This is a genomic window from Ekhidna sp., assembly GCF_965227465.1.
Taxonomy (GTDB): Bacteria; Bacteroidota; Bacteroidia; order Cytophagales; family Cyclobacteriaceae; genus Ekhidna.
The window spans coordinates 2,493,153-2,517,474 of the sequence record NZ_OZ245746.1 but is presented as its reverse complement, the minus strand read 5'-3'; the positions used below and the strand labels follow the sequence as shown (position 1 = coordinate 2,517,474).

Genomic DNA, 24,322 nt, shown 5'->3' with positions numbered 1-24,322 from the left:
TTTTCAGACTCAATGAGTCGTGAAGATTCCAGTTCAAAATACTTTGACATTGAAGATCTTTCAGCAGTCAGTAAAATTCAATTTGATGTTGATAATAAAATTATTAAGCTTGAACTCACGGGTGAGGGATGGATATTAAATGAGTCTTTTAAAGCAGATGAAGGGTTTGTAAATACTTTGCTGTCTGTTTTGCAGCGAGTAGAGGTTGGAAGAACCTTTGAGAACCTGGACCAGGATGTTATAGGAGCTGTTGAGGTTGAATTTGATTTCAATAGTCGTTATCGCTTTCAGTTTGCCAGCAATCCAACACAGACTAAATCCTATTTCATTAGTGATGGAAAAACAATGGAGGTTGCGGTCCCTGGATATAGGGATAATGTAATCGATTTTTTTACCCTTCATCCGGATCAATGGAGAGAAAGATTGGTTTTTGAGGGCACGTGGAGAACCATACAAAGAGTTTTGATTGAATCTGCTGCAAGTGAATCCATTGAAATTAAATTTGATGAAAAGTTCTTTTTGGTAAATGGGAATCAACCCTATGACAGCACGTCCGTCATTAACTTCTTAAATCAGTTTGAATACTTTCAGGCGAACGAAATGATCTCTGAAGGTCGCTTCCCGGAGTTTGACAGCCTGAGCCAGACGATTCCAATGGCAAAAATCACTTTGGATGACATCAAATCGGATGAGCCAACAGTGTTGTCTGTTTTTCCAAGAATTGATAATCAGCAATATCACTTGATGGTAAAGGACGGTGAGGAGCGAATGGTGGTGGATGCCAGAAGGGTAAGTCAAATTCTTACAGGTCCTGCAGGACTTAAGTGATCATAATTTCAACTGTTTATCTCATAATTTGTGCTTAAATTAGCGACCCGAAAAATCAGGGTAAAAACCCTCAATCACTAAGCTTTACAATACATATGAAATTCATCGTATCATCATCCTACCTTTTAAAGCAATTGTCAGCTATTAACGGTGTGATAACAACAAACCCGGTTGTTCCAATTTTAGAAAACTTTTTATTCGAAATCAGTGACGGTAATTTGACGGTAACTGCATCGGATCTTCAAACAAGCATGATCACTGAGTTGCAGGTTGAAGCCAAAGAAGATGGAAGCATCGCGATTCCTGCAAAAATTTTGCTAGAAACGTTAAGAAATTTGCCGGAACAGCCGGTAACGTTCTCCATAGATAGCAATACCTACAGCATCGAGATCAACTCCGATAATGGTCGTTACAAATTGGCAGGAGAGAATGCTACTGACTTCCCGAAGATACCAACAGTTTCTGATGGATACGCAGTTAACATGTCTTCAGAAGTATTGGGTAGAGCGATCAACAACACGATTTTCGCAACTTCAAATGATGAGCTAAGACCTGCAATGACAGGTGTATTTGTAAAACTCGATGAAACAAATACCACATTCGTAGCAACCGATAGTCATCGTTTGATCAGGTATAGGAGAGTAGATGTGGCGGCTGATATGAGCCACAGCATGATCATTCCTAGGAAAGCGCTGACATTGCTGAAAGCGACGCTCCCTTCAGAGCTGACTAATGTGAATGTGGAGTTTAACGCTTCAAATGCATTTTTCAACTTTAATCAGGTGAAGATGATTTGCCGATTGATTGACGAACGATTCCCTGATTATGAGAACGTGATTCCTTTAGACAATAACAATAATGTGGTTGTAAAGAAGGGAGACTTGTTAAGTTCTCTAAAACGAATTGCGATCTACGCGAATAAGACTACTCATCAGGTAAGGCTTAAAATCACAGGAAGTGAATTAATGATCTCTGCTGAAGATTTAGATTTCTCCAATGAAGCAAGTGAGCGATTATCATGTGAGCATGATGGTGAAGATTTAGAAATTGGGTTTAACGCCAAATTCCTTGTTGAGATGTTAGGAAATATAGATTCTGATGAAATTACATTGAAATTAAGCGCGCCGAACAAAGCAGGAATCATCACTCCGAATGATAAGGATGATGAAGAAGATATTTTGATGTTGGTTATGCCTGTTATGCTAAATAATCAGGTTTAATTTTAATACGAATAAAATACATTTTTAAAAGTGATGCTTGGAGGCATCACTTTTTTTGTTTCTCAAAAAGCAAAACTTCTTGATTATCAGGAGTTTTGATTGGATTTAATTCTTCAAACCCTAGACTCATTAATGTGGCTTGAGATCGATGGTTTTCCTGAGAAGTAATTGCAAAAACCTTGGATATTCCTGATTTTTCAAAGGCGGAATGCAAAACGGCAGTTCCGGCTTCTTGTATAAATCCATTTCCGGTATACTCAGGCAGGAGTGCAAAGCCAAGGTCAGGATACTCCAGGTAGTCCCTCTTAATGAGCCCACAAATCCCAATAGGCGCTTTATTCAAAGTCATTACATGCAGGGCAAACCCATTTTGTTGATGACTGGTGATGAGACTTGATTCAATGTAATTAATAGCGTCTTTGTGGTCATGGATACTCCGATCTCCAATGTGTTCGATCCAGGTTTCTGTATTCATTAGCTTTAGAAAAAAAGGAGCATCAATTATTTCTGCATTCCGAATGACTAACCTGTCTGTGTGGAGTTCCATATAATTAGTCTTCGGTGCTTAAATCTCGAATCATGTGCTTAAGTCGTTTGATTTTCCGACCATAAATCATGTGTATCAGCCAGTGCATGATTCCGCCAATAATTCCAGTAAGGATAACCGAAAATCCTATGGCAAATATCCAACCCTCTAATGAGTCTATTTTTTGCAGATTCTGGTGATTTTCTTCGGCAACAAAGCCATAAATAAGGCCCACGGTCATGGATAGCCATATGACTACTTTATAGTGAAGCAAGTAGAATCTTAGGTAGCCATAGACTTTCTTTAAGCTGTCTAACACATTCCCATCATAATTGAAACCCTTGATTTTTTTTATCAAAAACTGATAGTAGAATAGGTAAATAACTGTAACTACGAGATAGAAAATAATAAATTCAGTAGATTCATTTCTATCACGGAGGTGCCAGATTAGCAACGGAACACAAACAATACTGAACCAGAATTCAATAAGTAGGATTGTCCTTATCCAGTAAAGGGTAGTTCGTGTACCTTTTCGTTCCAGCATATTGATCTGAAAAGAAGAGGCGTCCATTTGCTCCTTACTTTTTTTCCAGACTGATCGTATGTCCAACTCTTCAGCCATTGATTATCTCTTTTAATTTCTCTTTGAGCCTATTCACTTTAACTCCTACATTCGTTACCGTAATACCTAGAATCTCACTCATTTCTTTATAGCTCTTGTCCTCCAGATAAAGTAAAATGATTGCCCTGTCAGACTCCTTCAATTGCTTTATTCCTTCATAAAGCTTATCAATTTGTTCTTTATCAGAATCATTTTCATCAATGGAATCAATTCGTGTCTCTAATGGAACTGTCTCCACCTTTCTCTTCATTCGTTTAGAATGAGACATGCATACATTTAAGGTGACACGGTAAACCCAGGTCGATAGCTGAGACTTCCCCTGAAAAGACGTATAGGACCTCCAAAGTTGTAAACTGACTTCCTGAATCAAATCCTTCAGAGATTCTTCGTTTCTTGCATAGGCCCTGCATATATGCATAATTAAGGGCATATTCTCCTCAACGTACGATTTAAAGAAATCCTCTGACACACTACGATGGGTTAGTGTAAGTAATTCCCGATTTATTTCATCGAGAGCTTATTTTTTTTTGGTTGCGGCCTTTTTACCACCTCTTCCTTTTTTCTCAGGTGCTTTTTCAGCGAGTTCTTTGCACTGTTCGAAGGTGAGTTCCTCAGGAACTACATCCTTAGGGATTTTCACATTCTTCTTACCAAACTTGATGTAAGGTCCCCAACGTCCATTGAGTACTGCTACGTTTTCATCTTCATCAAATGTCTTGATGTATTTATTAGCATCAGCTTCGCGTTTGTCGAGAATGAGCTGTACTGCTTCATCTTCGGTAATTGTGAGTGGATCTTGCTCTTTCTTAATGGAAACAAACTTTCCATCATGTCGGATGTAGGGACCAAACCTCCCTACAGCTGCGACCATCGGTTTGTTTTCAAACGTACCTACTTCGCGAGGTAGTTTAAAGAGCTCTAAGGCTTCATCTAAGGAGATAGTATCCATGAACTGGCCGTGTTTCAAACTGGCATACTGCGGTTTTTCTTCACCTTCAATAAGCTCACCTTTTTGAACATAGGCACCATATTTTCCATGGCGGGCATAAATTTTCTCACCAGACTTGGGATCTTCACCAATTTCTCTCACTTGATTAACGGCTGCTCTATCCAGGTCGGCAGATTTTTCCACAGTGGAATGAAAGCCACCATAGAATTTGTCAATCATTTTATTCCACTCGGTTTTGCCTTGTGCAATGTCATCAAATTGCTGCTCTACATCAGCAGTAAAATGATAATCAATCACATTTGGAAAATGATCTACAAGGAAATCATTTACTACCATCGCAGTATTAGTCGGGAAAAGCTTATTTTTTTCAGCACCAGTCAATTCGGTAACTTCTTCTCGTTTTATTTCGCCACCTTTTAATCGGCACTCAATAGAGATACGCTCTTTGCCGTCGCGCGCATCTTTCTCTACATAATTCCTTTTTTGGACCGTCGATATAGTAGGAGCATAAGTAGAGGGACGCCCAATACCCATCTCCTCCAGTTTTTTCACCAGACTAGCTTCCGTATATCTTGGAGGATGACGCGTAAACCCTTGCTTCGAGAGCATTTCCTTAAGATCAAGTGCTTGTCCCACGTTAAGCGGAGGTAGCATGTTGGTGTTCTCTTCCTCACCATTATCCTCGTCAGTAGATTCAATGTAAACTTTGAGAAAGCCCTCAAACTTCACTACCTCACCTTTTGCTACTAATTTTTCTTCTGTAGATGAGATACCAATGGTAGCTGTTGTTTTTTCAAGTTTTGCGTCAGACATCTGCGATGCAATCGCGCGTTTCCATATCAGATCGTATAGCCGGTTCTCTGCATCATCCTTTCCTGCAGATTGTACGTTGAAATTAGTTGGCCTGATTGCTTCGTGAGCTTCCTGGGCCCCTGCTTTTTTTGTTTTGAAGACCCTTCTGTTAGCATAATCCTCCCCGTAGTTGGCTTTAATGGCTGCAGCAGCTCCGTTCAAAGCTTCATCGGATAAATTAAGTGAATCAGTTCTCATGTAAGAGATCTTACCGGCTTCATAAAGCTTTTGAGCCACTGACATGGTTCGAGCGACTGAAAACCCCAGTTTTCTACTTGCTTCCTGTTGTAAAGTGGAAGTAGTAAATGGAGGAGCAGGAGATTTTTTAGCTGGTTTTGTTTCCAGATTTTCGATTGAAAAATCAGCTTCATTACACTTCTGAAGAAAGCTCATGGCTTCCTCTTCGGTCTTGAATTTTTTAGGCAATTCGGCCTTGAGAATTTTACCACCTTCCAGGTTAAATTCAGCTGTAATTCGGAAAGACGGTTCAGGAGTGAACTTAGCAATTTCCCTTTCCCGCTCAACCACTAATCGAACAGCGACAGATTGTACCCGACCTGCTGAAAGGCCTCCTTTAATTTTTTTCCAGAGAATTGGAGAGAGTTCAAACCCAACAAGGCGGTCAAGAATTCTTCGTGCCTGCTGAGCATTCACCAGATCAATATCTATTCCTCTTGGATTTTGAATTGCATTTTGAATTGCATTTTTGGTTATTTCCCTAAATACAATCCGTCGGGTTTTTTTGTCATCCAGGTCTAATGCCTCTGACAAATGCCATGAAATAGCTTCTCCTTCACGGTCATCATCCGATGCAAGATATATGGTCTCTGCAGCTTTGGCCAGCTTTTTTAGTTCTTTTACGACATCTTTTTTGTCTTTCGAAATCTCATATGTAGGGCTAAATCCATTCTCGATATCTATTGCCGAGTCGTCTTTTGGTAAGTCACGCACGTGCCCGTAAGATGACTTCACTTCAAAATCTTTACCTAAATACCCTTCAATAGTTTTAGCCTTGGCTGGCGACTCTACAATTACAAGATTTTTTCCCATGGATTCAATTTTCCTTCAAAACAAGATGTAAGCAATGTACAATTTGGCCGTAAACATAACACCACTATTTAAATCCTGTTCAAAACAATTTTGAAAAATCGAAATTTCTATGATTTGCTGTGACATCATTCATTGTGCTATATTTATATCAAACCAACCTTTCCGATGAACAAAAAACTTCATCTTATCAGACATTCGTATGCCGAGGATCCCAATGGCAAAAAAGATATTGATCGGTCCCTTACTTTAGAAGGCCAAAGTACTGTCCGAGCGCTTGGCAGGCATTTGATTAATAACCAATTCAATCCAGATAAAATAATTTGTAGCACGGCCGTAAGAACTCGTGAAACAGCACTCAACCTGATTGAAGAATTGGAGATGAATGAGCGCGTTGTTGAATACAAAGAGGTCGTTTATAATGCCTCATTAAGAGAGCTGCTGGCTGTTTTAAATGAACTCCCGGAAGACCACAAGGAGATTGCCATTATTGGCCACAATCCAACAATAACCTTTTTTGGAGAGTATCTGTCAAATGCAATTATTGGTAATATGTCTCCAGCAGGAGTAGTGACAATCAAGTTTGAAAAGCTGAATTGGAATGAGGTCTCTCAGGGATCGGGTATTTTTGATAATTATTATCATCCTAATCATTAATGTATAACCCAAGTGACGTTGGTAAGAAAGGTAGTATTTTCGGCCTTCCTTATAATTTGGAAGAATCAGATTTGATTTTTTTACCAGTACATCTTGATGTTACTGTTTCCTACGGTCACGGCACCTCCAAGGCGCCTGATTTAATTCTCGATGAATCCTCACAACTCGATCTTTCCCTTTTGAGTATTCATAATCCATGGGAGCTTAAAATGGGTATGTATGATCGAACAGTCATTGCCAGCCAAAATGAAATTCAGCGCGGAAGAGCTAAAAATATTATTGGCGCACTTGAGGCAGGTAGGGAACCAGAAGCAGATCAGCTTGGCTATGTAAATGAATATTGTACGCAGACGCATGAAAAAATTGAAGAATTAGCTACCTCCTTATTAAACCTCGGTAAAGTAGTTGGTGTAATAGGAGGAGATCACAGCTCTCCTTTAGGTTTAATGAAGGCATTAGCAAGTAGGCAATCATTGGGCATCTTACAAATCGATGCACATATGGACTTAAGAAATGCGTATGAGGGATTTGAGTATTCGCATGCGAGTATTATGTACAATGCCCTACAGGTGAATCAAATTACATCTCTTACACAAGTCGGCATAAGAGATTTTTGTGAAGAAGAGGAAGCGTATATTCAAAAATCAGAAAAGCCTATTCATGTCTTTTATGATGAAGGGATTTTTAAGAATCAAGTCCAAGGAAGATCATGGGATACTCAAGTGGACGAAATCGTGAAAACCCTACCCGAAAATGTATATGTAAGTTTCGATATGGATGGATTAGATCCTTCACTTTGCCCTAATACAGGAACCCCGGTTCCGGGAGGACTAAAGTTTAACGAAACAATATACCTGCTTGAAAAGGTCGTCAAATCAGGAAAGAAGATTGTTGGATTTGATGTTTGCGAGGCTGGGACTGACTCTTGGGATGCAAATGTGGCCGCAAGGATACTATTTAGACTTGCTGCTTTTACAGGAGTTTCAAATAAGCTACTCTCATTCAGATAATTCCACTAAAAGCTGTTTGAAAGAACTAGTATTATATTTTGCCATACCGTGGTTTTCTACCCTGACAAATCCCTCTTTATCTATTAAATAGGTCGTAGGTATGGAATGTGTATTATATGTTTCAGGTAGGGATGAACGGAGAAAGTAAACTGGGAATTCAAATCCTTTCTTCATAATAAATGATTTGGCCTTCATTTCATCCTGATCCATGGATACCATAACGAATTCAGCTACTTGATTTCCTTTGAATAAAGCATGAATATCTGGCATTTCTGCTATGCACGGAGGACACCAGGTGGCCCAGAAGTTCAGGAAGATCGCCTCACCTTTAAATGATTCAAATGATAGCCTGTTACCTTCCATATCTTCTAACCAGAAGTCATAATCAACAGGTTTCTTTTCCTCAACCAAGGTTGGAGTTATCATCCCTGTAGCTAGCACTAGCTGTTGAATTTTTCCTATGATCTCAGTATGCCATCCTCCCAAATAGATTATTCCAACTACAACGATTAGAACGATCCATTCGATTAGCTCTCTTTTTATTTTTTTTATCATCATTGGGGGTTCGAAATCTAATTACACTCAAATGAGGTAAATAATTCCGTCTTCTGATCCTTTTATAATAGACCTAGTATTTTTATAAATTGCATGTAGAAAATCTCACCTTATGAAAATTAAGTTAACAGCCTTAGTCATCTTTTTAATCTCTGTATTTTCATCAGAGGCCCAGAAAATCAAGTATAAGGATCTTTTTCCTGTATTGGCAGCAAAAAATTACGAGGAGGGAGTTCCAAAACTTCTCCTATACCTGGCTGATCCAAAAAATGCAGAGGAAGCAAATCCTAATCTTCAAATGGGTTTGTGGTTAGAGGATCGTTTTATGAATTATGATGTGGTAGGCGATTCTTCCAAAGTTTATGAAGTCGGAGATTCGGCCGTATTCTTTCTTGAAAAAGCAAAATCACTCATCGATGAAAAAGAGCTAAAAAAGAAAGACGAGTATTATCAGGCTTTTTTTAGAAGAGATCTTCGGACAGGCGAGTTTGGAATAAAAGTTTCAGACGTCCACTTGGATATTGAGAAGAAGGTAGAGAAAATTGAAAGTCGAATTGCAGATGTAAAAGAAATGCACAGAAGGGTGATTAAGGTTGAGAATAATCAAAAATCAGCCATGGAAGCATACAAATCATTAACTACCCGATTTTCAATGTACAATAACATGTTGATAGGGGCAGATGCAGATGTACAATCAAAGCTTGAAAAGATTGAGGAAAGTGGAAGGTTGGGATTGGAAAATACTAAAAGTGTGCAAGAACTTGCGGTAAAGCTTGGCTCAGATAAATATAGTGATGAACCCATATTGAAAGCGATTAATCAATTTGGTGCTGACGGTATGAGTGCTTCAAATATCCGCTCAGGAACAATTGAGATTTGGGATTTTGAAAACTGGGCAAGGACTGCTTACTCAGAGATTCGAGGAGGAATCGCACTATTCAAGACGATGATTAAAAATTATGCTGATGAAATACGTGATAAAAAATCTAAAGTAAAAAGTAGTCAAAATGTTGAGATCGGATATTTCCCAACGGATCTCTTAGAACAATTTGATAAATACGATCCAGAATCTACGGCTGAGAAATTGTTAAAAATCGAAATGTATGAGGCCAGAATCATCAAGCAGGTTGATTTGCAAATAAATCCTGCATTAATGGATTCTGCACTTATTGGTTCTCAATTGGCCATCTATCAGCAAGCACTTGAGGATGCTAAAAACATGAATTTATTAGCTGAGTCTATCACAGCTGACGATTTAGAGACGGCAAAAAATAAGTATACTGATTACATTGAAAGCTTCTTTAAGAAGTATGTAACTGCTTCAAAATACGTTTCTGACATGCAGGTGTGGTCAAGAAGACAGGTTGAATGGCTCACCAATTCAGTAGAATTTTGGGAAGAGAGGAACAGATGGGGAATAGATGCTGAAAATGAAGAGTTACGATATCCTTTGTTTGTACAGGACGCTCCGGAGGGAGGGAAGATGACCCTAGGTGTTCCTGTTAAAACACCGGAAGAGATTGTAGCGTTTGGCGCAGATTTGGAGGCGAAAAAAGGATACGTTCTATCCTTTGGGCCGGATAGATTGTCAAAATGGAAGCTTGAATTTGATTTACCAGGTACAGAGGCGGTGCAATACGAAAGTGACTCACTTCCAACAATATCTGGAGCGGAAAGCTTCTATATCTATAATACTTCCGCAGTGGAAAATAATTTTGTTGTTGTTAGCTATACCGCAACAGGTCAACTCAACTGGGGAACAGTGGTAACTATTTCAAAAAAACCGGTTGACTTCAAATTTGATGACCTTACTCAAGAACTAACAATTCTACTTTATCCTGAGGAGCAGCTTCCACTTGAATCTGATGAATTGGGTTACGTAGTTATTGATAGGACTGGAAATGCGAGATAAATTTTTAGTATTCGCATTATTTTTTGCCATTCTATCCTGTTCAGAGGAAGACCTTCCGATTGGTCTTTATGATTATCAGGTCGAAAGATTACTCAGTGGTCAGTCTGGCGATAAAACCTGGATGCAGATTGTTAGCTCCACAGATTGTAAAGATTCTTTAAAGTTGCTTATTGAATCTGCAAGCGACTCACTGGATATTTTTGAAATAAGATCAGCACTCGATTGCAACGTAGATACAATTTACATCGGGAAAGCAAATGCCTCAAAATTGATCGGTGGATTGCTATTTGCGGATTCACTAGTGTTCTCGGATGGAACTTATTGGATCGTTAAACAAATTACCTCAGACTTTCTGGATATTCAACGTAATGGCAAACAAGAAAGCTATTTACATACGCTGGATTAATATATATAGCAATTCCATATACCTCTGAATTGTAAGGGTTTTAGTTATAGCAAGCGTACAATTAGTCGAATTATTACATAGTTACAACTAAGTAAAGTGTTTTAATACCTAAAAGCGAGCTTTAGGTAGATGATTTCTTGTTATTTTAACGCTGGTTATACTGTATCCAATCTTATGAGAGTTACACTTTTCCTTTCCTTAATTCTTCTTCTTTTAGGAACCCATGCACAAACAACATATACAAGTGTTGGATCAGGTTCATTCACAACAACAGGCGCATCTGTTTGGTCACCGTCACCAGTAGCCGCAGACTTTACTAATGGCCTTAATACATTTATCATCGCTGATGGCGATGTGATAACAGTTGATGGTGGATCCACTATCACGATTGAAGCCATTGAAGTTGGTCAAGGAGGTGGAATCGGGACTCTGACAATTGGAAATGCAAGCTCAGCATCATCATTAACTTTGAATGGCTCTCTAGTTATTCAGTCCACATCCATATTTCAAACCAATAATAATGATGGAAATACCCATACTGTTAGCATAGCAGGAGATATAGTAAATAATGGAGGCACCTTTGATTTGGATAATGGAACTGGCCTTGCCAATGTAACATTACCCAATACCTCAACCTCAGTGCTTTCAGGGAGCGCCATGATTTTCAATGATCTCACAATAAATGGAGGAGCAGGTGTTATACTTATCGCGTCCATTGATGTCAATGGAAATTTTTTAGCTGATGCTAGTGGTACAGATATTTCAACATCATCAAATCATAACTTTGATGGAAATTTCACGCTGACCAATAGCGCGACATTCACAGCGACAAACAGTACACAGTTTTTCGATGGAGCTGGAGCACAAGCTATTGCTATCTCTGGTGGAGTTGCAAACTTCAATAATTTAACATTAGACAACAGTAATAAAACAGTAACTGGTAATGTCATTTCTGATGGTACATTTGAAATTACTGCTGATGCCATTTGGACGAATAATGGTGGGAATCATCAAATAGCCATATTTGAAGTGAAGAATGCAGTTGGAGTTGCACTTACCGGTGGGTCAGTCACCTTTACAGGAGGTGAAATTAGGTTTGGTGACAATGCTGCTACTGATGGAACAGTTGATATGTCTGATCCAATCGGCACAACAGGCCCATCCATAACTTTTGATGGCAATTGTAGCATTGAACGAGATGATCAATTGACAGTAGAAGGAGATGTTGAAATTACTGCCGCAGGATACTTGGTTATTAATGGAACTGATGCTTCTTTACCGGCAGGGGAAAGCGATTCCGAATTAAATGTTGTCGGAACTAGAACATTGACAATGGGTCCAGGTGCTGATTTATATATTCGAGGATATGATAACTTCCCTACTGGATTTACTACATATACTCTAGACCTAACAAGCCTTGTTAGATACGATGCAGATTTTGATCAAATTATTCATAGTGAAAATAGCATTGATAATTCAACTGTTCCTTTTGGGAGACTCTATTTAAGTCAGGATGACGCTTCTGCACAAAGAATTCGACAACTCTTTGCAGGAGATGATGACCTACAAGTAAATGGCCAATTTGATATGGTTAATGGGGTCCAATTTTTAGTTATTCATACTGCAAACCTGGAATTTGGAGAAGATATCCGAGCGGATGACGGAACCACTGCAGGTTCGCCAGTTTTCAACGCGGCTAATTCTACAGTTACGATGGATGCTAACACCAATCAGGTTGTTGATGGACCAGTTTCTGGTAATTACGAAGTGGATAGCTGGATCATTACCAATACTGCCACACCTACAACCACTCGAACAGTATTCGTGGATGACAACATTGCAATTGATGTTGCTATTACGATTCAAAATCCTAATGGATCCACTGCGAATACACTTATTGTCGATTTAGATGACAATCAGATTTTTGCAGAACCAGGGGATGGTGAAACATTTACTTTAGGTGCTAACTGCATCATTTATACAAGTACTGACGATACTGATGGATTTGCAGAAGCCTTTGATGATGGAGGAGATGTAATAAATATTGATGCAGCAAGTATTGTAAGGTTTGATAGAGCTGGAAATCAAAGTATACCAAATTTCAATGGGGGAGCATTTGGAACGATTCAGTTCGCTGGCAGTGGAAATAAATACGTAAGTAACAATCTTAATATCAGTGGTGATGTAACACGAATATCAGGAACACCTGTATTTAGACCTGGTACTATTTTTATTGGATTTGAAGTGCCAGTGGCGACAAGTCATACTGTGACTGGTGACTGGAATATGGCGACCGCATATACTGGAGACAGTGAGACGGGTATCGTCACTTTTAATGGCGCGGATCAGAATATAAGTTCTTCAGATTTTAATGAAGTTGTATTTAGTGGATCTGGTAATAAGACGATTACAGGTACCCTTCTTGTAGATGGAGATTTAACCATAAACGATGGTGTGACCGTAAATGCTGGTTCCGAAGCTATAGATATTGCAGGCAACTGGGCAGAGAATGGTACAGGTACATTTACACAAACAGGGTCAACGACAGATTTCAATGGAGGAGCCACTCAGACCATTGTCCAAAATACCGGATCCACATTTAATGACCTTGATATAACCAATAACACTACAGTTGATATCAATTCGACTGTACAGGTTGGTAGAGATTTGGATATCGCTGATGGATCTGATATCAATATTGAAGGTGAAACCATTCGCGTGAGTAGAGATATTAGAGTTAACAGCACAGCTACTATCACATATACTACACCATCTACCAGTATTGTAATTATGGATGGTAGTAGTGAGCAGGATCTTAGAAACATCAATGCAGCTCAAAATTTCCCAACACTTCAGTTTGAAGGAGTCGGTAACAAAGAGTTGGTTAATAACATTCTAACCATTGAAGGAGACTTAACAATTGCGAATGAGTCCACTTTTCAAGGAAATAATTTTGAGATAAACTTTGAAGGTTCAAACTGGACAAATAATGGAAATTTTCAGCATAACAATAGTGTCAATTTCCTAAATAGTGGAGGTTCTGCTACAGTGAGTACTTCTTCATTTCATGATATAGAGATTGGAACAAACGATGGTTCAGTAACGACAACTGTCACACTAGGTGGTAACATTTCATTAAGTGGACAAATAGACATTTTCGCGAATGGGACTTTAGATGTTTCTGCAAGTAATTACTCCATAACTGTCGAAGAAGATTGGAACAATTACGGTTTTTTCAATGCCAGAAGTGGTACTGTAACATTTACCGGAGGGGAATCTGATTTTAGAAGTTTTAATCTGGTGGATGCAAACAGTGGAGCACAGGCAGATAAAGCCTTCTATAATTTGACGGTCAATACAAATTCTGATTCTCGCTTTGATGTAGAGCAGGAAGGAGTTGTTTTAAATGATCAAATCGATGTTTTAAATGATTTAACAATCACCACCGGTATTTTCAGGTTAGTAGAAGATGATGGTGGGGTAGACCCGGGCCCGGCACTCCTTAATGTAGGAGGTAGTTTGGTCAACATAGGAAATGGATTTGAGTTTAGACAGGAAAATGCCAGAATAGCATTAAATGGCACTTCTGGAACTCACGATGTGAATCTTGGTGGAGATCAAGTAAGAGATTTTGAAATCAACGCTTCGGGCGCTACTTATCAACTAACTGGTGATTTTCTTATGCGTGATGATACAGATAACGCATTTGAACTTTCAGCGGGCACTCTTGACCTCAACGGCAATATCATGACCGTCAATAGAGGTGGACTGGATATGTCCGGAGGTACTTTGATTGTTGATGAGGGAGCTTCCTTATTACTAAATGATATTGCAGTAGATCCTGATTTTAACAAAACAGGAGGTACTCTTCAAATTGTGGGTATCGATGGGAGTCCTGCTACTTTAAGTTCGGTAGATGATGATGGTTTCACGTTTACTCAAACTCTTGGGGATTTTCAGGCACAGTATTATACAATAGCCAATACAACAGGAGATGGAATTAGAATTGAAGGAGGAACACTAGACACAGGAGCTACTGGGAATGATTTTAGTGATGGAACCTTTACCAGTGGTGTAGGCAATGCATACTTAACACTTGCAACTGGAATCCTTAATAATACTTCTGCAAGTAATGTTGTATTCAATGAAGGCCCTACGCATAACGTTTCTTTAACAAACTTAGGAACAGCTCACACAGTGGAACCAACCATTGAATTCGTCATCGCTGGAGGAACCTTAGCTGGTGCACAGGATGAGGAGGATAACCCCGATGGAGGAGCAGCTACCGGATTTATCAGGTGGAATGAAGATCCAGGATTCACATGGACAGGAGGAACAAGCACATCCTGGAATACAGCTTCTAATTGGAACGATACTAGCGGTGATGCTGATGGTATACCTGATGCTGATGATATTATTTACATAGAGGCTGGAGCTACTTTTGACCCTATTATAGGAGCAGGTGAAAGCTTTACGGTAGAACGTGTGACTGTTAGAAATAGCGGCGTTTTGACGTTTACCGGTGATGGTTCATTGACAGTTAATGGGAATTTCACTGTATTTTCAGGTACCACGGTTGATATGTCTGCAAGTGCAACATCTACATTAAATATTGGAGGTGCATGGGCCAATGCAGGAACGTTTAACGAAGGAACTGCCACAGTTACTTTTAATGGTACAGCAGGAACTCATTCAATTACAACATCTGGAAATGGAGACCCATTTTATAATCTCACAATTGATGGTGCAGGGGCCACTTACACCCTTGGATCAATTCTTACGATTACAAATTCATTCACGTTATCAGACGGGACATTCGATGGGTCAAGTGGATTTGATATTTTTATTAATAATGATTGGACAGTTAATGGTGGGACCTTCTCTCCAGGCCAAGGAAGAGTACGATTTAATGGCACTACAGGTACGCAAAATATTTCTGGAGGCACGATTTGGGATGCACTATTCGAAGGGGCCGCAGCTAAGAGTATAGATGGGAACATTTCCGTAGGAGACGATTTAATCATAGCCGCAGGTAGTGGTTTAGTGTCAGGGAATGATAGGACCATATTTGTTGGAGGTGATTGGGATTTAGATGAACCGGGTGGATTTGTTCCAGGAACAGGCACAGTAATTTTTAATGGAACTGCTACCCAGAACATAGAAGCAGATGCTAATCAAACACTAACATTTAATAATGTCATCTTTCAGAATTCTGGTGTTAAAGACTTGGAAAATGGAGCTGCATCTGCTGGAACAGATATTACGGTAAACGGCAATTTTTCTGTGATTTCTGAAAATACTTTTGTTGATTTTGAAAGTGGAGTTATCGTAACCATTGGTGGTACACTATCTCAAACCGGGGGAGAAATGCGAATATTTGATAGCAATTTCCCTTCTGCAACAGGTGGCTATAGCTTAACAGGAGGGGAAGTAGAGTTTAGGAATGATGGAGCTCAAACACTACCTGCTGATGTTACATTCAATGACATTGAAATTCGTGATAATGGTGGTGGTAGTACTACAGCTACACTCTTAGGAAATATCACAGTAAATGATGATTTAGTTCTTGATGATGGGGCAGTTACTCTGGATGTTGCTGGATTTACAATAACACTCGCTGATCTCATGACTGTTGAATCTGATGAAGTACTTACCTGGAATGGCGGTACCTTGATTCACACTGGTGGATTTTGGAGTATGGATGCAGACTTTAATACAACAACTAGACCATTCGAAAATCTTATATTAAATGGAACGGATAGGAAAAGACCAAATTCAGATATTGCGGTAAATGGTAATCTGACAGTGGGCGATGGTGTTGAATTGGAACAACTCACGAGAACCATAACAAATGACGGTGGTGATGCATTTACCATGGAGCAAAACTCCATTCTCGACAATAGAGTAGTTGGTGTTGCATTCCCTACTGGTTTTGCTAGTTATAGTCTTGACGAAACAAGTCGTGTAGATATCCAAGCCACAGGAAACCAAACAGTTTTCACCAACTCAGGTACTCTTGAATATGGTGAATTGAGGGTGTTTACAACAGGATCCGCCACTCTGGATGGAAATCTCATTGTCCAAGGGGACTTTGACATGAATGGAAACCCTACCCTCCAAGATGCAGGGTTTGATTTAACACTAAACGGAGCTACAATTGATATCCAGGATTATACCCCTACAGCTGCTACAACTGTAACTTTCAGCAGAGCTGGAGATCAAACGATTTTTGATAATGATGGGTCAGGACAGGATCTTGTTCTCGAAAATGTTGTTTTTGGAGGGACTGGGACAAAAACATTACAGCCAAATGCAGCAGATGAAGTTTCAGATATTTCAGGTACTGTCACAATAAATTCTGGAGTTACAGTAACCACAGCAAGAGGTGTTGAGTTTAGTGGAAGTACATGGACGAATAATGGAACCTTTGATTTGACGATAAATGCGAGACCGTTTGTTTTTGATGGAGGAAATGCAACTATAGATCCTGGGACAAATGACATAGCAGCATTAACGGTTTCAAATTCAACCGGCACTACTGTAACTGTTCAAAATAACGGCTTTGATCTTGGTACAGGAGATTTTAATATCAGTGCTGATGCAGAAATTGATTTTAGCAACTTGACACATAATATTGGCTCTGAAAATGTGATTATAAACGCTACGGGATCGTGGATTCTTACAGGTGCTACATTAGATTTTGATCAAAATGGTGGTCAAAATATTCCGATCATCGATGAAGGCAATGCTAATATTACAAGTTTCCCTTCTGTAGCTATAAGCACAGCCGGGACTAAAATACTTACTGGAGATATTGTTGTAGATGACCTAACAATTGGAGCAAATACAGATCTGGATGTAACCACAGCAAATAATTATCAAATTACTGTTAATGGAAGTTGGACCAACAATGGGGGAGATTTCTTCGAAAGAGAAGGAACTGTTGTTTTCAATGCAGACGATACGAATACCAAGAATATCGATCCGAATGGTGAAGATTTTGCGACAGTAACATTCCAAGGGACAGCCACTTCGCCGGAGCGTATTTATACACTAGTAAGTGATATGCAGGTCGAGGGAGATGATACAGGTGCTGGTTTAACCCTTGCTGCAGCAACTTTAGATTTAAACGGTAATACACTGACTCTTGGGGATAATGATACTGGTGATCCTGATGCAGAACTAAATGTAATTGGAGCCGATGGAACACTACAAGTAGATGCTGGTGCTACTCTTCAGTTTGATACATTTGATGACGGTGGAGATGTCGCTGATACCGAAATTGGAGGCAATCTTGATGTTCAAAGCGGAGGAATTTTAAGCATAGTTGGTAATACCACTGATGTAGCAAATGTTACACGATCAGCTGGAGGAAACAGAGTTGACATCAACATTGAAAGCGGTGGAGAAATACATGCTCAGTATTACAACATTCAATACCTGACCGATGAAGGATTAGAAGTAGAAGATGGAGCAACAATAGATGCAACTAACAATTTTAGTAATGGAACATTTTCAAGTCTGGAAACTGATGCTGGCGATGGGACAGGCGGAGATGACAATCCTATTTCCGGTAATAGATATTTAACCATAGAGTCAGATGCAGCACTGACAATAAATAACGTAGTGTTCAATTTTGATGGAAGTCCTACAATAGGACAGCACTACAATGTTACAAGGTCAAATGGTGTCGGTAATCTTACGATCGATTGGAACAATACATCAGGTCCATTAGGACGAACCGGGTTTGATTATGAGGAAGATGGGGCCGGAGGCAGTCCCCCGGAATCTACAGGTCAGCTTACCTGGGATCTTCCACTCGATACTCAATGGACTGGAGCGGTAAGCACAGATTGGAGCACAGCAGGAAATTGGGATAACGGAGTACCATCAATTCCTGGAAATGATAGAGAAGCTATCATTAATCTTGGATCACCATTTAACCCAACAATTGAGACTGGAGATGGAACTGTTAATATCAGCGCATTGGTAATCAATGATGGAATATTAAAGGTCATCAGCTCTGGAACGCTTGATTTGGATGGTGATTTGACCCTTGGTGATGGAACAGGAGGAGTATTGATAATGGACAATACGGCAACTGTTAATGTGGAAGGATCTTGGACTACTTCAGCAAACGCAATATTTGACAATGGGGACGGAACGGTAACTTTTGATGCAGATGCTGGTGCTTCTGTTTCCATCTCCCCTGGAAATCAAAATTTCCATAATGTTACTTTTTCAAACGCTACCAATGCAGGTGATTTCAATTTGGTTGCTGCAACATTCGATTTTGATGGGAATCTTGTAATTGAGAACTCCGCCAAAGTAATACCATCCACAACTGGGTATGTTTTTAATGTGGCAGGTGATATTACTGCAACTGGGGGAGAATTTGATACCACGGTTGATGGTGAAATGATACTTGATGGAGCTGCTCAGACAATTACCAATATGTCATTTGATGAAATGACCGTGTCAGGTACCGGAACAAAGACAACTAGTGGAACTACAATAGTCAACGATGATTTAATCATTGAATCAGGCACTACACTTTCAGGTGGAGGAGCAATAACCCTCAACGGAGATGTATATGTTAACGGTACATTTAATGGCGTTACGAGTCAGAATTATACATTTACTGGCGATGATTGGAACGCAGTTGCAAACAGCTACACAGGAGATGGAACAGTAATATTTAATCGACCAACAGGCACGCAGTATATTAGACAAATTACTGCTGGTGACAATCCTGTGGAGTTCCATAACTTAACATTAAGTGGAAATGCTCAGATTCAATTAGGCAGACTAATAGGAGGAGATCAAGACGATGGAAATATTGATCTGACTGGAGACTTGACTGTTAATAATACCATTAATATACTTGATGTTAATGGTTACTTAATTGACAATACGTCGGGGACTGGTACATTCACACTTGCAGATGCAGAAATCATTCGCGTTGAAGGAGCTAATAATTTCCCATCAAACTTTGCAACATATGACTTAGCTGATGGCAGCTTTACGTACTATTATGGTACTGTAGATCAGACCGTTCGAGGTGGAGTTACTTATGGAAACTTCTACATGAATAATGCAACTACCAAGACCTTAGGTGGAAATATTGATATAGATGGGGATTTATTTTTTAGAAATTCAACCCTGGATGTTTCAACCAGTAATTACTCCATTAACCTAGCAGGAAGATGGGATACAAATAATGGAAATGATGATGGATCATTCAATGCAAGAGCAGGCACAGTCACCTTCGATGGAGCTGCAGATCAAACACTCGATATTGGAGAAATTGGAACACAGAGCTTTAACGATATTTTAGTTAACAAATCAGGTGGAAATGTCGAAGTAGCTACTAGTAACATGACAATTCTTGGAGACATCAATGTTTTCAATGGAACTTTCGATGGAAATGGGTTAATCGTCACCATTGGTGGCAATATGAATGCGTCAGGTACAGGTCAATATGCCAATACAGGAACAGGATTGTATTACTTAAATGCTAGTTCTGGAACTCCAACAATCGGTACGAATGGATCTTCGATAGCAGGCAATGTTGAGATAGATGCTTCTGGTAGGATTTATGAATTGGTTGATGATTTCATAACACTTGGAAATTTTACTTTGACTGCAGGAACTCTCGATGTTAATGGACAGACATTGTCAATAGGTGACGCTGAAGATGTAGTGGATATTTTTGGTACCCTGAATGTGAGTACAACGAGCAAACCAGGTGGAACTTTGGCTTTGGGCAATGATGTACAGTTAGTAGTAAATCCAGGAGGTACAATCAGTATTGTTGGTACTAGTGGAGCACCTGCTACGGTTACAAGTACAGGTACAACAGACTATATATTCTCTGTTACGGGTACCGGAGCAAATCCAGGCAATATAGCTGCAAGAAATTATCTCATTGAATATGTTGGTGCAGATGGTATTTATGTAAATGCGAATACCGTAATTGATGCAACCAATAATTTTAGTGAAGGGACTTTTCAAAACGGTTTCGCTGGTGGAAAATACCTTCGAATTGAAAATGACCAGGACTTAACTGGCTCAAATAGAATTGAGGACATTGTTTTTGACGATAATCCGGGAGGAGGAGCTACTAACATTTTTAAAGCAACTTCATCGACAGGAGATATCGAAATATTTAACTATTCAGGATCTTTTTCAGGTGATGATTTTGATGAAGATCCAAACGATCTGATTACCTGGTTAGACCCACCAACAGTTACATGGACTGGAGCAGTAAGTAATGACTGGTTTACTGCCGGAAACTGGGATTCGGGAACAGTTCCATTAGCCACACAAAATGTAATTATACCACAGACATTAAACGAGCCAATTATTTCAGATAATGTAAGCGTTGCGGTCGCAGATAATCTAACCCTTGAAGTAAATGCAGCACTTATCGTTGATACTGATGATGTAGATGCAGTAGATCTACAAATAGGTGGTGACTTGACTTTCGAGGCAAGCAGTAGACTAGAAAGTAGGGGTACTGATGATGATATTGAAATAGGAGGAAGCTGGTTAAGACTCTCTTCAGCACTATTTACAAGAGGTACTAGTGAGGTAACTTTTAACTCAATCTCTGGAACAGAGACAATTAGTAATACCGACGGATTTTATGATTTAATTATCAATGTTGCTGGAACAACTACGCTTGCTACGGCACTAAATGTGAGCAACGATTTTACGGTTACCAGTGGTACATTTGATCTGGGCACTTCTGATCTAACTGTTGGTGGTAATTTTTCAAATTCAGGAACAGTTGAATCTGGAACTCAAACAATTTTATTAATACCATCTACTGCTGTAACACCTAAAAACTTTGATCCTGGCACCTCTACTTACAACTCAATCACTATTGGTCAGTTAGCAGGAAATAATGTTGAGTATGACTTACTCAATGATCTAATGGTTGATAGGCACTTTGATTTGGTACTTGGAACCGTAGATCCAAATGGAAATGATCTTTTACTTGGAAATAGCAATGGTACGCAAGATAATATTACCATTGGTGGAACAATTCTCGTTGAGGCAAACGAAAGTATAGAACTTGGAGATGATGCCGTATTAGTGGTATCTAATGGAGGAGATTTAAGGTTTAATGGAACAAACCCAAGTAATGTCGCTACTCTTACTAGAAGATCCACTGGTTCTTATGATTTTACCGTCGAATCAGGAGGCACCTTTGAGGCAAGTAATTTTCTAATCGAGCACATGGAGGATGAAGGAATCTGGTTGCAAAGTGGAGCTACTCTCGTTAGCTTGGATGACGGAACCTTCCAGAATGGAAGCAATGCTTCATATTATCTAAGGTTGAGCAATAATCTGGGATCAGATCTCACTGCTACTGACATTGCATTTAATACGGGTCCTACTAATAATGTCAGAAGAAATGAGATTGGTGGTAGCAATATTATCTTCAGTGACGCAAGCGGTGCATTTGCAGGACCTACATTCGAATTAGATGATGGAGTTGCAACAACTGGTGAGGTTCAATGGTCGTATACGAATCCGCTTACAGTATGGACCGGCGGTTCAAGTACGGATTGGCATAATGCAGGTAATTGGGATAATGGAATTCCTTCCAATGCAAACACAGTGCAAATTCCGGATGTAAGTGGAGGGTCTAATAGGTATCCAATTATTAGTACTGCTGTAGCAAGTGCTGCCAGCTTAACAATTTTTGCAAACGCATCATTGACGTTGACTGGAAGTCAAACTTTAACTGTCGATAACGAGCTTTCAAATTCAGGAACATTAACTGTGGTTGGTACAGAAACACTTGACATAGGCGACAGTTGGACTAACAATGGAACATTCGTACCTGGAAGCTCAACAGTAACCCTATCATCAGGATCAGATGTAACTGTTTCAGGAGGGGCTAGTTTTTACAATTTAACAATAGATGGTGCCGGCACGGGCGCTGCAATTGTATTTTCCAGCTCAGCATCACTTGATGTAGACAACAACTTCACGATTACGGATGGTGTTTATCAAATTACTGATGCTTCACATACTTTAACTATTGGAGGAAATTTCGTTGTAGATGCTACCAATGGATCTTTTGTAGATAATGTTTCGACTGTTACATTAGATGGCACTGCCCAGGATATTGGTAACAATAGTGGAACCACCATTTCTTTTAATAATCTAACACTAGCAGGTTCTGGAACTAAGACTGTGCGAGAACAACTGGACATCAATGGTGATCTTTCCATTGGTACTGGGACCACAATGGCATTTGTTAACGAAACCATTTCTTTCGCTGGAAGCAGTTTTGATGTGGATGGAGCTTTGACTACAGGAGGAACCAGCACTATTACATTTGATGGAAGCCAAATACAAGTACTGACCGGGAATGCCGGCATTTTGGATTTAGACAATATTGTAATTAGTAATACAGCTGCAGGAAATAACGACGTGCAATTGAACTTGGATGTGAATGTTGGCGTGAATGCGGATTTTGCTACTGGTGTAGTACAATCCAGTGGTTCCAATCCGTTAACCTTTGAAGATAATTCCACTGTTTCTTATGATGGTGTGGCCGAAATTGTTCCATCGGGAATTGCTACTGATGGCAACAGTTATGCTGTCGGTCCTGTGGTTAAGGTTGGGGATGATGATTTTGCATTCCCAATAGGAGAGGGGTCAAGACATGCTAGAATTGGTATTTCTTCAATCATCTCAGCATCAATTACTGATAGATATAGCGCTGAATACTTCTACTCTCAACAGGCAAATGTTGCTGACCCTAAGAATGGGAGTATTATCAGAGTGAGTGGACTTGAATACTGGGATTTGAACAATGTTAACGCACATAGTGGCGAACCACTTGTTACGCTTTACTGGGATGCAATAAGTCAGGTGACAAATCCTGCTTCTCTTACAGTTGCACATTATAATGGGGCATCATGGGATGATGAAGGAAATGGAAGTACGACTGGTACGGCCTCATCCGGAACAATAACATCGGCTAATAATTTCACATCATTTTCGCCAATAACGCTAGCTACCACTGATGATTCTGAAAATCCATTGCCTGTAGAACTAATCAGTTTTTACGGTACAGCTGAAGGCAATGAGATTAAATTATACTGGAGTACGGCTTCAGAACAAAATAACGACTACTTCGAAGTGCAAAGGTCTTCGGACGGAACCAATTTTGAAGCAATAGGAGTAGTTCAAGGATCAGGAAACAGTAATCAAATGTTAGACTATACCCATATAGACAAGCAACCATACTTTGGACTTAATTATTACAGGCTGAAGCAAGTGGATTTTGATGGAACAGAAGATCTTTTGCAGATCATTCAGGTCAGCAATGATTTTGTAATGAAAGACATAGCAATTTCAACCTATCCAAATCCAACCATTGCCGATAATATTAACATATTCATGCAAACTGGAGATGATCATACTCCGGTGAATGTGAAAATTGTCGATATGGCAGGTAGATCATACTTCGAAAATCAATTTGAAGCAGCTATTGTAATGGATGAAAAACTTAATGTTTCGCGTAAGATGACCTCAGGAATTTACTTTGTTGTGGTAACACAAGGTAGAAATATCAAGCGTCATAAGATTATCATAAGATAATTGAATATTAACTAGCGTAATTATTTAGTCTCTTCTCCCCGAAGAGGATATGAGTACTTCTATCGGTATCAAATTGTCGTTTATCGATATTTTTTAAGCTTATGCTTGCATA

12 protein-coding genes are annotated in these 24,322 nt (G+C 39.4%); 7 read left to right on the top strand and 5 right to left on the bottom strand.

Annotated elements, in window-relative coordinates; translation table 11 throughout:
- Nucleotides 1–12: 12 nt before the first annotated feature.
- Together ACO05G_RS10975 and dnaN are read left to right on the top strand one after the other, a co-directional pair.
- Nucleotides 13–828: a hypothetical protein gene (locus tag ACO05G_RS10975; RefSeq protein WP_421762822.1), complete on the top strand. Its 816-nt coding sequence runs from the start codon at nt 13–15 to the stop codon at nt 826–828.
- Between the two features lie 95 nt (nt 829–923).
- Nucleotides 924–2,048, top strand: a complete 1,125-nt coding sequence (gene dnaN, locus ACO05G_RS10970; RefSeq protein ID WP_421762821.1) for a DNA polymerase III subunit beta — start codon at nt 924–926, stop codon at nt 2,046–2,048.
- 46 nt (nt 2,049–2,094) lie between these two features.
- On the opposite strand, the gene ACO05G_RS10965 is transcribed toward dnaN, so the two are convergent.
- The 4 genes from ACO05G_RS10965 to topA are packed head-to-tail and all read right to left on the bottom strand — an operon-like array spanning nt 2,095 to nt 6,047.
- On the bottom strand, nt 2,095–2,595 hold the full coding sequence (locus ACO05G_RS10965) for a GNAT family N-acetyltransferase (protein ID WP_421762820.1): 501 nt from the start codon (nt 2,593–2,595) through the stop codon (nt 2,095–2,097).
- A 4-nt stretch (nt 2,596–2,599) separates the two neighbouring features.
- Entirely contained in the window at nt 2,600–3,196 is a 597-nt protein-coding gene (locus ACO05G_RS10960) for a hypothetical protein (RefSeq protein WP_421762819.1), read from the bottom strand.
- Nucleotides 3,189–3,665: an RNA polymerase sigma factor gene (locus ACO05G_RS10955; RefSeq protein ID WP_421762818.1), complete on the bottom strand. Its 477-nt coding sequence runs from the start codon at nt 3,663–3,665 to the stop codon at nt 3,189–3,191. The genes ACO05G_RS10960 and ACO05G_RS10955 overlap by 8 nt, the downstream gene beginning before the upstream one ends.
- A 48-nt stretch (nt 3,666–3,713) precedes the next feature.
- Nucleotides 3,714–6,047, bottom strand: coding sequence for a type I DNA topoisomerase (gene topA, locus ACO05G_RS10950; RefSeq protein WP_421762817.1), 2,334 nt, complete (start codon nt 6,045–6,047; stop codon nt 3,714–3,716).
- A gap of 165 nt (nt 6,048–6,212) precedes the next feature.
- On the opposite strand from topA, the gene ACO05G_RS10945 reads away from it, so the two are divergent.
- The gene (locus ACO05G_RS10945) at nt 6,213–6,701 is read left to right on the top strand and encodes a SixA phosphatase family protein (RefSeq protein WP_421762816.1); all 489 of its coding nucleotides are present in this window, start codon (nt 6,213–6,215) and stop codon (nt 6,699–6,701) included.
- Entirely contained in the window at nt 6,701–7,711 is a 1,011-nt protein-coding gene (locus ACO05G_RS10940) for an agmatinase family protein (RefSeq protein WP_421762815.1), read from the top strand. Before ACO05G_RS10945 ends, ACO05G_RS10940 begins: the two co-directional genes overlap by 1 nt.
- Here the strand turns inward: ACO05G_RS10940 and ACO05G_RS10935 are convergent.
- Nucleotides 7,700–8,269 carry a TlpA family protein disulfide reductase gene (locus ACO05G_RS10935; RefSeq protein WP_421762814.1) on the bottom strand — a complete coding sequence of 190 codons (570 nt, stop codon included), beginning with the start codon at nt 8,267–8,269 and terminating at the stop codon, nt 7,700–7,702. The genes ACO05G_RS10940 and ACO05G_RS10935 overlap by 12 nt on opposite strands.
- Before the next feature lie 109 nt (nt 8,270–8,378).
- Here ACO05G_RS10935 and ACO05G_RS10930 point away from each other — a divergent pair, with 109 nt between their 5' ends.
- The 3 genes from ACO05G_RS10930 to ACO05G_RS10920 all read left to right on the top strand — a co-directional run bounded on the left by ACO05G_RS10930 (nt 8,379) and on the right by ACO05G_RS10920 (nt 24,210).
- Nucleotides 8,379–10,178, top strand: coding sequence for a hypothetical protein (locus tag ACO05G_RS10930; protein WP_421762813.1), 1,800 nt, complete (start codon nt 8,379–8,381; stop codon nt 10,176–10,178).
- Nucleotides 10,168–10,584 (top strand): hypothetical protein, encoded by a 417-nt coding sequence (locus tag ACO05G_RS10925; protein ID WP_421762812.1) that lies wholly within the window; start codon nt 10,168–10,170, stop codon nt 10,582–10,584. Before ACO05G_RS10930 ends, ACO05G_RS10925 begins: the two co-directional genes overlap by 11 nt.
- Before the next feature lie 174 nt (nt 10,585–10,758).
- A complete protein-coding gene (locus ACO05G_RS10920) occupies nt 10,759–24,210 on the top strand; it encodes a T9SS type A sorting domain-containing protein (protein ID WP_421762811.1) in 13,452 nt (4,483 codons plus the stop codon).
- The last annotated feature ends 112 nt before the right edge of the window (nt 24,211–24,322 follow it).

What these genes read in the sequence shown, in the direction of transcription:
- dnaN (WP_421762821.1), top strand. Translation starts at nt 924, where the DNA reads ATGAAATTCATCGTATCATCATCCTACCTTTTAAAGCAATTGTCAGCT.
- ACO05G_RS10920 (WP_421762811.1), top strand. Translation starts at nt 10,759, where the DNA reads ATGAGAGTTACACTTTTCCTTTCCTTAATTCTTCTTCTTTTAGGAACC.
- ACO05G_RS10940 (WP_421762815.1), top strand. Translation starts at nt 6,701, where the DNA reads ATGTATAACCCAAGTGACGTTGGTAAGAAAGGTAGTATTTTCGGCCTT.
- ACO05G_RS10945 (WP_421762816.1), top strand. Translation starts at nt 6,213, where the DNA reads ATGAACAAAAAACTTCATCTTATCAGACATTCGTATGCCGAGGATCCC.
- topA (WP_421762817.1), bottom strand. Translation starts at nt 6,047, where the DNA reads ATGGGAAAAAATCTTGTAATTGTAGAGTCGCCAGCCAAGGCTAAAACT.
- ACO05G_RS10960 (WP_421762819.1), bottom strand. Translation starts at nt 3,196, where the DNA reads ATGGCTGAAGAGTTGGACATACGATCAGTCTGGAAAAAAAGTAAGGAG.
- ACO05G_RS10965 (WP_421762820.1), bottom strand. Translation starts at nt 2,595, where the DNA reads ATGGAACTCCACACAGACAGGTTAGTCATTCGGAATGCAGAAATAATT.
- ACO05G_RS10935 (WP_421762814.1), bottom strand. Translation starts at nt 8,269, where the DNA reads ATGATGATAAAAAAAATAAAAAGAGAGCTAATCGAATGGATCGTTCTA.
- ACO05G_RS10925 (WP_421762812.1), top strand. Translation starts at nt 10,168, where the DNA reads ATGCGAGATAAATTTTTAGTATTCGCATTATTTTTTGCCATTCTATCC.
- ACO05G_RS10975 (WP_421762822.1), top strand. Translation starts at nt 13, where the DNA reads ATGAGTCGTGAAGATTCCAGTTCAAAATACTTTGACATTGAAGATCTT.
- ACO05G_RS10930 (WP_421762813.1), top strand. Translation starts at nt 8,379, where the DNA reads ATGAAAATTAAGTTAACAGCCTTAGTCATCTTTTTAATCTCTGTATTT.